Annotated in this window: 1 protein-coding gene; it reads left to right on the top strand. The window is 71.6% G+C overall.

Annotated features, from left to right (window positions below):
- Positions 1–126: 126 nt before the first annotated feature.
- Positions 127–12,498 carry an SDR family NAD(P)-dependent oxidoreductase gene (locus QFZ67_RS25715; RefSeq protein ID WP_307663436.1) on the top strand — a complete coding sequence of 4,124 codons (12,372 nt, stop codon included), beginning with the start codon at positions 127–129 and terminating at the stop codon, positions 12,496–12,498.
- The last annotated feature ends 42 nt before the right edge of the window (positions 12,499–12,540 follow it).

The following is a 12,540-nucleotide window of genomic DNA, read 5'->3' as shown; positions in this document are numbered from 1 at the left end:
CTTCTGCTTCTGACCCCTGTGACTTCTCCGACCTCTGCGACTTCTGCGACTTCTGCGATCTCTGCGATCTCTGCGATCTCTGCGACTTCTGTGACTCCTGCGGAACCGAAATTCGGACGGTAGACGATGACTGCTGTACCCAATCCCGTCGTACTGTGGCCGGTATCGGCGCCCGGACCCGCTTCGCTGCGTGCGCGTGCCGCGGCCGCGGCGGAGCTGCTGGACTCTGTCCCCGCCCTGTCGCCCGCGGCGGCGTCCGCTGCTCTGGTGGCCGCGGACCGGGCCGCCGGACAGCGGGCCGTGCTTCTCGGTCGGGACCGCGCCGAACTGCTGGCGGGGCTGCGCGCGCTGGCGGCCGGCGGGGCCGAGGAGGCCGCCGCCGAGGGGCTGCGCGAGGGCCGGGCGGCGGACTCCGGCGGCGCCGACGGCGCCGTCTTCGTCTATCCGGGCTTCGGCGCGCACTGGGACGGGATGGCGGTCGACCTGCTCGACGGCTCCAAGGTTTTCAGGGAGAGCATCGAGGCGTGCTCCGAGGCGCTGGCATCCCTGGTCGACTGGGACCTGGTCGATGCGCTGCGGGGGGCGAAGGATGCGCCGCCGCTGGAGTCCGCCGCGGTGGTGATGCCCGCCCTGGTCGCCGTGATGGTCTCGCTCACCGCGGTATGGCGGTCCCGTGGCGTCGAACCGGTCGCGGTGGTCGGGCACAGCATCGGCGAGATGGCCGCGGCGCACGCCTGCGGAGCGCTGTCGCTGCCGGACGCGCTGCGGATCGCGGCGGTGTGGGGCACTGCCCTCACCGAGGAGCGCTCGGGCCGGTGGGGCATCGTCGCCGTTCTGCTGCCCGCCGATGAGATGCGGACCCGGCTGGCTCCCTGGGGGGACCGCCTGGGCATCGCCGCGGTCAACGGTCCCGGCTCGGTGACCGTCTCGGGCGACGAGGACGCCCTGGTCGAACTGCTGGAGACGCTGGGCGCGGAGGGGATACGGGCCCGCCGTATCCGCGCCGACTTCCCCGTCCACGTACAGCAGGTGGACCCGATCATGGACCGGCTCGTCGAGGGCCTGCGGACGGTACGCCCGGAAGAATCCCGTATTCCGTTCTACTCGACGGCACGCGGCGAGCGGCTGGACACCCGGGAGCTGGACGGCGGGTACTGGGCACACCAGCTGCGCAGCCCCGTGCTCTTCGAGTCCGCCGTGCGCGCGCTTCTCGCCGACGGCCACGGGGCCTTCCTGGAGGCGAGCCCGCATCCGGTGCTCAAGATGGCGGTCGAGGACATTCTGGAGGACTCGGGCCGGGCGGACAGCGCGGTGGTGACCGGTTCGCTGGTGCGGGGGCGGGACGGGCAGACGGCTCTGCTGACCGCGTTCGCCGAACTGTACGTACACGGCGTGCCGGTCGACCTGGCAAAGCCGGCTGAGGACTCGGCTTCCGGCGACGTTCCGGGCGGCACTCCGGATGGCGGGGAAGCGGTACGTCTGGAGCTGCCCGAGTACGAGACCGGGGGCGACGACATCGACGGCGTGAAGCCGCTCACCGCACTGCGCGCGGAACTGGACTCCCTGTCCACGGAGCGCCGGCGGCAGGTGCTGCTGGATGTCGTACGGGAGCAGACCGCGGGAGTGCTCACGGCCGCACCTGGCAACCCGGTCCAACCCCGGCAGACCTTCCGCGACCTGGGTCTGGAGTCGGCCTCCGCCGTCGAGTTGCGCAACCGGCTGGCGCGGCTGCTCGGCGTGAGCCTGCCGGTCGCCGTCGCATTCGACCGCCCTACGCCAGAGGCGCTCGCCGCACACCTTCACACCCTGCTCTACGACGCGGCCGCGGCGCAGAAGACCGGACGGCCGGTGACGGCTGCCCCTGGCGAGCCGATCGCGATCGTGGGTATGGCATGCCGCTATCCGGGAGGCGTCACCTCACCCGACGACTTGTGGCAGCTGGTCGCCGAGGGCACCGACGCCATCGGCGCCTTCCCCGAGAACCGGGGCTGGGACGAGAACCTGTACGACCCGGACCCGGCGGCGGTCGGCAAGTCCCTGACCGACCACGGTGGATTCCTGTACGAAGCCGGCCAGTTCGACCCCGCGTTCTTCGGCATCAGCCCGCGCGAGGCCCTGGCGATGGACCCGCAGCAGCGGCTGCTGCTCGAGACCGCCTGGGAGACCTTCGAACGGGCGGGTATCGACCCCGCCGCGCTGCGCGGCAGCGACACCGGCGTTTTCGCCGGTACGTACGGGCTCGAGTACGGCCCGCGGCTCACCGACGCGACGGCAGGCGTCGACGGCTATCTGCTCACCGGGCAGCTCGGCAGCGTGGCCTCGGGCCGTATCGCGTACACCCTGGGCCTTGAGGGACCTGCGCTCACCGTGGACACGGCATGCTCCTCGTCGCTGGTGGCCCTGCATCTGGCCGTCCAGGCGCTGCGGCAGGGCGAGTGCTCGCTGGCACTGGCGGGCGGGGCCGCGGTCATGGCCAGCCCGGGCATGTTCGTCGAGTTCAGCCGTCAGCGGGGTCTTTCTCCCGACGGACGGTGCAAGGCGTTCTCCGCCACCGCCGACGGCACCGGCTGGAGCGAGGGCGTCGGCCTGCTCCTCGTCGAGCGCCTGTCGGACGCCGAACGGAACGGTCACCCGGTTCTCGCGGTCATCCGCGGCACCGCCACCAACCAGGACGGCGCCAGCAACGGCCTGACCGCCCCCAACGGCCCCTCCCAGGAGGCCGTCATCCAGCAGGCGCTCGTTGCGGCACGGCTGACTCCGGACCAGGTGGACGCCGTGGAGGCGCACGGCACCGGCACGACGCTGGGCGACCCGATCGAGGCGCAGGCCCTGATCAATACGTACGGCCGCGAGCGGGACGCCGAACAGCCGTTGTGGCTGGGCTCGTTGAAGTCGAACATCGGACACGCGCAAGCCGCGGCCGGTGTCGGCGGTGTCATCAAGATGGTGATGGCCATGCGACATGGGGTACTGCCGCGGACGCTGCACGTCGACCGGCCCACGGACCACGTCGACTGGTCCGACGGCACCGTCAGGCTCCTCACCGAGGCGCAGCCGTGGGAGCCGGACGGGGACCGGCCGCGGCGGGCGGGCATCTCGTCGTTCGGGATCAGCGGCACGAATGCGCACGTCATCATCGAGCAGGCACCTGAAGTGGCTGAGCCGGTACGGGAGTCGGCCTACCTGCCGTGGCTGCTGTCGGGGAAGACCGAGGACGCGCTGCGCGAGCAGGCACGGCAGCTTGCCGCGTACGTCACCGAGCACCCCGACACCGAACCGGCCGGGGCACTCGCGGCTCGTACCCGCTTCGACCATCGCGCCGTCATCCCCACGGACGACCGCGGCACCCTGCTGGCCGGACTGCACGCTCTCGCCTCAGGGACCGACGCACCGGGCCTCGTCACCGGCACCGCGACCACCGGCAAGACCGCGTTCCTCTTCACCGGCCAGGGCAGCCAGCGCCTGGGCATGGGACGCGAACTCTACGAATCACACGTAGAGTTCGCGGACGCGCTGGACGAGATCTGCGCACTCTTCGACTCCCACCTCGACCGGCCGCTGCGCGAGGTGATGTGGGGCGAGGACGCGGATCTGCTGAACCAGACCCAGTACACCCAACCCGCCCTCTTCTCCCTCCAGACGGCCCTGTACCGGGCGCTGGAACACCACGGGCTGACGCCGGACTTCCTGATCGGCCACTCGATCGGTGAGATCGCCGCCGCCCATGTCGCGGGTGTCTTCTCGGTGGACGACGCCGTCGCTCTGGTCGCCGCCCGCGGCCGTCTCATGCAGTCCGCCCGCAACGACGGCGCCATGATCGCGCTCCAGGCAACCGAGGACGAGGTACTGCCCCACCTCACTCCGCAGGTCGGCATCGCGGGCCTCAACGCCCCCGGATCGCTGGTCGTCTCCGGTGACGCGGCGGACGCGCTGAAGATCCAGGAACACTTCGCCGCGCAGGGGCGTAAGACGACCCGCCTCAAGGTCAGCCACGCCTTCCACTCCCCCCACATGGACGACGTACTGGAGGAGTTCCGCGCAGCAGTGTCGGGACTGGCCTTCAGTCCCCCGGCCATTCCGGTCATCTCGAACGTCACCGGACTGCCCGCCACCGGCGACGACCTCACCACCCCCGACTACTGGGTACGCCACATCCGCCAGGCCGTCCGCTTCCACCCCGGCATCCAGCATCTCGAACAGGCCGGTGTCACCCGCTACCTCGAACTCGGACCCGACGGCACCCTCACCGCCCTCGCCCAGCAAACCCTCACCACGACGGCCACCCTCACCCCCGCCCTGCGCAAGAACGCCCCAGAACCACGCACGTTCACGGACGCCTTCGCCCGCCTCCACACCAGCGGCCACACCCCCACCACCTGGAACCCGGACCGCACGCCGAGTGATCCGGGCAGCCTGCCCACCTACCCCTTCCAACGGCAGCACTACTGGCTCGCCCCCACCACCGCCGCATCCGACGTCACCTCGGCCGGCCTGGTAGCCCCCGGCCACCCCCTCCTCGGCGCCCTCATCACCCTCGCCGACACCGACCAACTCGTCTTCACCGGCCGGATCTCGACCCGTACGCACCCCTGGCTCGCCGACCACACCATCGCCGGCACCACCCTCCTCCCCGCCACCGCCTTCATCGACCTCGCACTCCACGCCGCAAGCCACACAGAAACAGGCACGGTGGGGGACCTCACCCTTCAGACCCCTCTCCCCCTGTACCCCGGCACGGCCGTCTCGCTCCAAGTGACCGTGGACGCGCCGGACGTGAACGGCCGGCGGGCCATGGCCATCCACTCCCGTACCGACGACACCGAGCCCTGGACCCAGCACGCCACCGGCACACTCACCCACAGCCAGGCCACCCAGGAGCCCATCGCCTGGCCACCGCCCGGCGACCCCATCGACCTCACCGACATCTACGACCGCCTCGACACCAACGGCTACACCTACGGCCCCACCTTCCAAGGCCTCACCGCCGCCTGGCGCGACGACGACACCCTCTACGCCGAAATCACCCTCCCCCAGGGAACCGACCCCGCCGGCCACACCCTCCACCCCGCACTCCTCGACACCGCCCTCCACCCGCTCGTCGACGGTGCCGAGGGGCTGCTCCCCTTCAGCTTCGGCGGTGTCACTCTGCACTCCGTCGGCGCCACCCGGCTGCGCGTCAGCGCGGTGCCGTCCGCAGAGGGCGGCGTGACACTGCGGCTCGACGACCCCACGGGCGCACCGGTCGCGAAGATCGAGTCGTTGGTGCTGCGTGAGGCCTCTGCCGAGCAGCTGCGTGGCACCGGCCGGCGGAATCCGCTGTTCACCGTCGCCTGGCAGGCGTCCGAGGTGGATCCGACGGCCGCGGAGGAGGGCCGCTGGGCAGTGCTCGGCGCCGGTCCGGAGGCCGGGGAACTGGCCGCCGTGCTCGATGCCGACGCGTACGAGAACGTTGCCGCGCTGCGTGCCGCGCTGGACGCGGGCGCGGCAGCTCCGGATGTCGCGGTGTACGCGCCCGGCGCCGTACCGTCGCCGTCCTCCCTCGACGACGGCCTGCTCGTCGCCGTACGTCATGCCGCGCACGACGCCCTCGCCACCGTCCAGGCGTTGCTGGACGACCAGCGGCTTGCGGACTCCCGTCTGCTGGTGCCGACGCGGAACGCCGTACCCGCCGGCGCGCTGCCCGTGTCCGGTCAACCGGATACGGCGGCAGCCGGGCTGGTCGCGTCCCCCCTCTGGGGACTCCTGCGCACGGCACAGTCGGAGTATCCGGGCCGCTTCGTGCTCGTCGACCACGACGGCACACCCGAGTCGCTGCGTCTGATGCGTGCCGTCACCGCGTCCGGCGAACCTCAGTCCGCGGTGCGCGGGGGCGAGGTGCGGACACCTCGTCTGGTCAGGGTCGAGGATGATCCCCGGGAAGTGCGGCCGCTCGCGCCGGAGGGGACAGTACTGATCACCGGCGCGTTCGGCCGGCTGGGGAAGCTGCTGGCCGAACATCTGGTCGCGGAGCACGGCGTACGGCATCTGCTGCTCACCAGCCGCCGCGGCACCGACGCCCCAGGTGCGGCCGAACTGGCCGCGCAGCTGGCTCAGTCGGGTGCGTCTGTACGTATCGAAGCCTGTGACACCGCGGACCGCGACGCTGTCGCGGCCCTGCTGGCGACCGTCTCCGAGGCGCATCCGCTGACCGCCGTCGTGCACACGGCCGGTGTGCTCGACGACGGCGTGGTCACCGCGCTCACTCCGGAGCGGCTGGACGCCGTGCTGCGCCCGAAGGCCGAGGCGGCGCTCCATCTGCATGAGCTGACCCTGGATCTCGACCTGTCCGCCTTCGTCGTGTATTCCTCCGTGTCCGGGCTGATCGGCGCGGCCGGACAGGCCAACTACGCGGCCGCGAACACGTTCCTCGACGCACTCGCCCACCACCGCCACATCCTCGGCCTGCCCGCCACCTCCCTCGCCTGGGGGCTCTGGGGCGAGGGAGGCATGGGCGAGAAGCTCAGCGGCTCCGACCTGGCGCGGATGGCCCGCTCCGGTGTTGCCGCGATGTCCGAGGACGACGGTCTGGCGCTGTTCGACAGGGCCTTCGGCCGTCCTGAGCCGCTGCTCGTACCGGCCCGGCTGGATCTGGCCTCGGTGCGCGCCCGCGCGGAGGCCGGGGCAGTGCCACCGCTGCTGCGTGGTCTGGTCCGTGCGCCGCTGCGCCGGGCAGGCGCCTCCGCCGCGGGCGCAGACGGCGGCATCGCCGAGCGGCTGGCCGGACTCGGCGAGGCCGAGCAGGACAGCGCCGTCATGGAAGTGGTCCGTGCGGAAGCTGCCGCCGTGCTCGGCCATGCCTCTGCGGACGGGGTCGACGTCTCGGCCAGTTTCAAGGATCTCGGCTTCGACTCGCTGAGCGGGGTGGAACTGCGGAACCGGATCAACTCCGCGGCCGGGCTTAGGCTGTCGGCCACGCTGGTCTTCGACTACCCCACTCCGCGGGCTCTGGTGAGCCATCTGCGGGAACGGCTGACAGACGGCGGCGCCCGGAAGAGGGCTGCGGCACCGGCCGTACGGGCCACCACGGCCACGGACTACGAGCCCATCGCGATCGTGGGTATGGCCTGCCGCTATCCGGGCGGGGTCGCCTCGCCAGAGGACCTGTGGCGACTGGTCGCCGAGGGCACCGACGCCATCGGCCGGTTCCCCGAGGACCGCGGCTGGGACCTGGACAACCTCTACGACCCCGACCCCGAGGCCATCGGCAGGTCCAGCACGAACCAGGGTGGATTCCTCTACCGGGCGGGCCAGTTCGATCCCGCGTTCTTCGGCATCAGCCCGCGCGAGGCCCTGGCGATGGACCCGCAACAGCGGCTGCTCCTCGAGACCGCCTGGGAGACCTTCGAACGGGCCGGCATCGACCCGGCCGAGGTGCGCGGCAGCGACACGGGCGTCTTCACCGGCACCATGTACCACGACTACGCGCCGCCCGTGCAGCTGATGCCGAAGGAGCTGGAGGGCATCCTGCTGACGGGCAACACCGGCAGTGTGGTGTCCGGCCGGATCGCGTACACGTACGGGCTCGAGGGCCCGGCGATCACGGTGGACACGGCGTGCTCGTCGTCGCTGGTGGCCCTGCATCTGGCGGCCCACGCGCTGCGGCAGGGCGAGTGCTCGCTGGCCCTGGCGGGCGGCGCGACAGTGATGGCGACGCCGGGCACGTTCGTGGAGTTCAGCCGTCAGCGGGGCCTTTCCCCGGACGGACGGTGCAAGGCGTTCTCCGCCACCGCCGACGGCACCGGCTGGAGCGAAGGCGTCGGCCTGCTCCTCGTCGAGCGACTGTCGGAGGCCGAGCGCAACGGCCACCCCGTTCTCGCGGTCATCCGCGGCACCGCCACCAACCAGGACGGCGCCAGCAACGGCCTGACCGCCCCCAACGGCCCCTCCCAGGAACGCGTCATCCGGCAGGCCCTCGCCAACGCCCGGCTGACCGCCGACCAGGTGGACGCGGTGGAAGCACACGGCACCGGTACCCGCCTCGGCGACCCCATCGAGGCACAGGCCCTGATCAACACGTACGGACAGCACCACGACGCCGAACACCCGCTGTGGCTCGGCTCGTTGAAGTCGAACATCGGACACGCGCAAGCCGCGGCCGGTGTCGGCGGTGTCATCAAGATGGTGATGGCCATGCGCCACGGCGTACTGCCACAGACCCTGCACGCCGAGCAGCCCACCGACCACGTCGACTGGTCCGACGGCACCGTCGAACTCCTCACCGAGAACCGGCCGTGGCACAGTACCGGCGGGGGACCACGCCGCGCCGCTGTGTCCTCCTTCGGAATCAGCGGCACCAACGCGCACGTCATCATCGAGCAGGCCCCCGAAGCGGCTGAGCCGGTACGGGAGCCTGCGGACCTGCCCTGGCTGCTGTCGGCGAAGACCGAGGACGCGCTGCGCGATCAGGCACGGCAGTTGGCCGCGTACGTCACCGAGCACCCGCAGACGGAACCGGCGCAGGTCGCCGACGTACTGGCCACCCGTGCCCGTTTCGACCACCGCGCCGTCATCACCGCGGCCGACCATGACAACCTGCTGGGCGGACTGGACGCTCTCGCGAAGGGGGCCGACACCCCCGGCCTCGTCACCGGCACCGCGACCACCGGCAAGACCGCGTTCCTCTTCACCGGCCAGGGCAGCCAGCGCCTGGGCATGGGACGCGAACTCTACGAGTCACACCCGGTGTTCGCGGAAGCGCTCGACGCCGCCTTCGACGCCCTCACCCCCCACGTCGACCGGCCGCTGCGCGACGTGGTGTGGGGCGAGGACGCGGATCTGCTGAACCAGACCCAGTACACCCAACCCGCCCTCTTCGCCCTCCAGACGGCCCTGTACCGCACGCTGGAACACCACGGCCTCACGCCCGACCAGTTGGCCGGCCACTCGATCGGTGAGATCGCGGCCGCCCACGCGGCGGGCATTCTCTCTCTCGATGACGCCGCCCGGCTCGTCTCCACGCGGGGCCGTCTGATGCAGTCACTGCCCGTCGGCGGCGCCATGATCGCCCTCCAGGCAACCGAGGACGAGGTACGCCCGCACCTGACCTCTCAGCTCGCGATCGCGGCGCTCAACTCTCCCGACAGCACCGTCATCTCGGGCGACGAGGCGGACGCGCTCGTGGTCCAGGAGCACTTCACCGCCCAGGGGCGCCGCACCAGTCGTCTGAAGGTCAGCCACGCCTTCCACTCTCCGCTGATGGAGCCCGTGCTCGACGAGTTCCGCGAGGCCATCGCCGATGTGACGTTCCAAGCCCCGGCGATCCCCCTGATCACCACCGGAGATCCGACAACGCCCGGCTACTGGACCGGCCACATCCGCGACACCGTCCGCTTCACCGACAACCTGCGCACCCTGCACACCAACGGCGTCACCCGCTACCTCGAACTCGGGCCCGACGGCATCCTCACCGCCCTGGCCCAGCAGACCCTCACCACCCCCGCCACTCTCACCGCCGCGCTCCGCAAGAACACACCCGAATCGCGCACGTTCACCGACGCACTCGCTCGCCTCCACACCACCGGCCACACACCCGCCGCCTGGACGCCCGCGCACACCCCCGCCCACCCCGACGGCCTGCCGACCTATCCCTTCCAGCACGGGCACTTCTGGCTCACGCCGCGTCAGTCGCCCGTCGGCCAGGCCGGTGCGGATCACGGGCTGCTCGACACGGTCGTACGGCTGGCCGAGGGCGACCGCCTTGTGCTGGCCGGCCGTATCTCGCTGCGTACGCACCCGTGGCTGTCGGATCACGCCGTCGCGGGAACGACCCTGCTCCCCGGCGCCGCTTTTGTGGACCTCGCCCTCCACGCCGCGGACCACACCGGCACCACCACTGTCGAGGACTTCACCCTTGAAGCACCGCTCGTGCTGACCGGGCAGGCGTCCGTGGACCTCCAGCTGACGGTCGACTCCGCCGACGAGTCGGGCCGCCGTCCGTTCACCGCGCACTCCCGCCCGGCGGACGCACACGATGACCAGCCGTGGACGCGGCATGCCGCCGGTGCTCTCGTCAGCACCCCTGTTCCCGCCGAGGAGATCGCCTGGCCACCGCCCGGCGAACCCGTCGACCTCACCGGCTCCTACGACGAACTCGCCGCCAGAGGCTACGCGTACGGACCACTCTTCCAAGGCCTCACCGCCCTCTGGCACGACGGCAACGACCTCTACGCCGAAATCACCCTCCCCGAAGGAACCGACACCACCCACCACACCCTCCACCCCGCACTCCTCGACGCAGCCCTGCACCCACTGCTCGTCGCCGATCCGGACGCGCCGCTGCGGGTGCCGTTCAGCTGGTCGGGAATCGCTCTGCACTCCGGCGGTGCCACTCAGCTGCGGGTACGGCTGCGCCGTACCGGCGAGGACACCGCAACCCTGACCTTCGCCGACCCCGCGGGTGCGCCCGTTGCCACAGTCGGTGAACTGGTGCTGCGTGCCGTGGACTTCAGCAGTCTGGCTGCCACCGCGCCTGCCCGTGATCCGCTGTACGTACTTGAATGGCTGGCCCTGCCTGCCGAGCGGGCGGACGACGGCGCCGTCGCGCCCACGTCCTCGTGGGCGGTTATCGGCGACGACGCTCCCGGTCCTGGTCCCAGCACCGGCATCGCCGATGAGCTCGGCGCCGGTGCGGTCTACGCCGACCTGTCCGGTCTGCGGGCCGCGCTCGACACGGGCGTACAGCCGCCCCCGGTGGTCGTCCTGCCCTGGCCCGCAGCGGACGGCGAACTTCCGGCGGCCGCCCATGAATCGGCTCACGCCGCCCTCGCGGTGCTCCAGGAGTGGCTGGCCGACGAACGGCTGGCCGATGCGCGTCTGCTGGTGGTGACGAGGGGCGCGGTCGCCGCCGGGCCCGAGCCGCAGGCTCTGTCGCTCGCCGAGTCACCGGTGTGGGGACTGCTGCGCACCGCCCAGTCGGAGAGCCCGGGGCTGTTCACCGTGGTCGACCTGGCGCCGGATTCCGGCTCCGGCGTCCCTGACGGCCTCGCGCTGCTGCCTGCGGCCGTGGCGACCGGTCGCGGACAACTCGCCGTACGGGGTGGAGCACTTCACGTGCCCGTGCTGACCCGTGCGGTGGTGACGTCGGGCGAGGAAGACGTAGAGAGCACTCTGGATCCGGAGGGGACGGTGCTGATCACCGGCGCGACCGGCACCCTCGGCAGCCTCCTCGCCCGCCACCTCATCACCCAGCACAGCACGCGCCACCTGCTGTTGATCAGCCGCCGCGGACCCCAAGCCCCCGGCGCCACCGAACTCACCGCCGAACTCACCGCACTGGGCGCCCACGTACGCATCGAAGCCTGCGACGCAAGCGACCCGGACGCCCTCACCACCCTCCTCGACACCATCCCCCACACCCACCCCCTCACCGCCGTCATCCACACCGCCGGCGTACTCGACGACGCAACCCTCACCGCCCAGACACCCCAACACCTCGACACCACCCTCCGCCCCAAAACCGACGCAGCCTGGAACCTCCACCACCTCACCACCCACCACAACCTCACCAACTTCGTCCTCTACTCCTCCATCTCCGGCCTCACCGGCACCCCAGGACAAGCCAACTACGCCGCCGCCAACACCTTCCTCGACGCACTCGCCCACCACCGCCACACCCTCGGACTCCCCGCCACCTCCCTCGCCTGGGGACTCTGGGACGAGGGAGGCATGGGCGAGAAACTGAGCGATGCGGACCTGTCGCGGCTGCGCCGCTCCGGGATCACGCCCATGGCGCCGGCCGAGGCTCTGCGGATGTTCGACGCCTCGCTCCGGCACGGCGCGCCGGTGCTCTACCCGGCACGCATCGACATCCCCGCGCTGCGGGCCCAGGCGGCCTCCGGCACGGTGCCGGAACCGCTGCTCGGGCTGGTGCCCGGACCTGTGCGGCGGACCGCGGCGGCAGCGACCGGAACCGGCTCCGCGGCGGCGGGTGGGCTGTCGCTTGCCGGGAAGCTGGCCGTCGCTCCGGTGGAGGAGCGCGAGAACCTGCTGCTGGAGCTGGTGCGGGAGCACGTCGCCGCGGTACTCGGCCACGGCTCGCCGGCCCGTATCGAGGCCGAACGCGGGCTGCTGGACCTGGGATTCGACTCGCTGACCGCCGTGGAGTTCCGCAACCGGCTCAACTCCGTCACCGGACTGCGGCTGCCGACCACGGTCGTCTTCGACCATCCGACGCCGCTTGCCCTCGCCCGGCATCTGCTGACGGAACTGGCTCCGGCCGGGCCCGCCGAAGCGGCCGGCCCGTTGGAGGCGATCGACCGGCTGGACGCGCTGCTCAAGCAGCACTCGGCCGACGCCGACAGTGCAGCGGACGCGGCGGAGATCGCCCAGCGATTGCAGTACGTCCTGCAGAGCTGGCACAGCCTGACCGCGTCGCGGCAGAACGCAGACGACAGCGACCTGGACTCCGCGACGGACGACGAGCTCTTCGACGCGCTCGACAAGGAGCTCGGCCTGTCCTGACACCGCGGCGCCCGCCCCGGACGCCGCCGCAAGTCCGCTCCG

It is taken from the genome of Streptomyces sp. V1I1, from assembly GCF_030817355.1.
Taxonomy (GTDB): domain Bacteria; phylum Actinomycetota; class Actinomycetes; order Streptomycetales; family Streptomycetaceae; genus Streptomyces.
The sequence above is the reverse complement of the archived record's forward strand: the minus strand, read 5'-3'. Positions and strand labels throughout refer to the sequence as shown.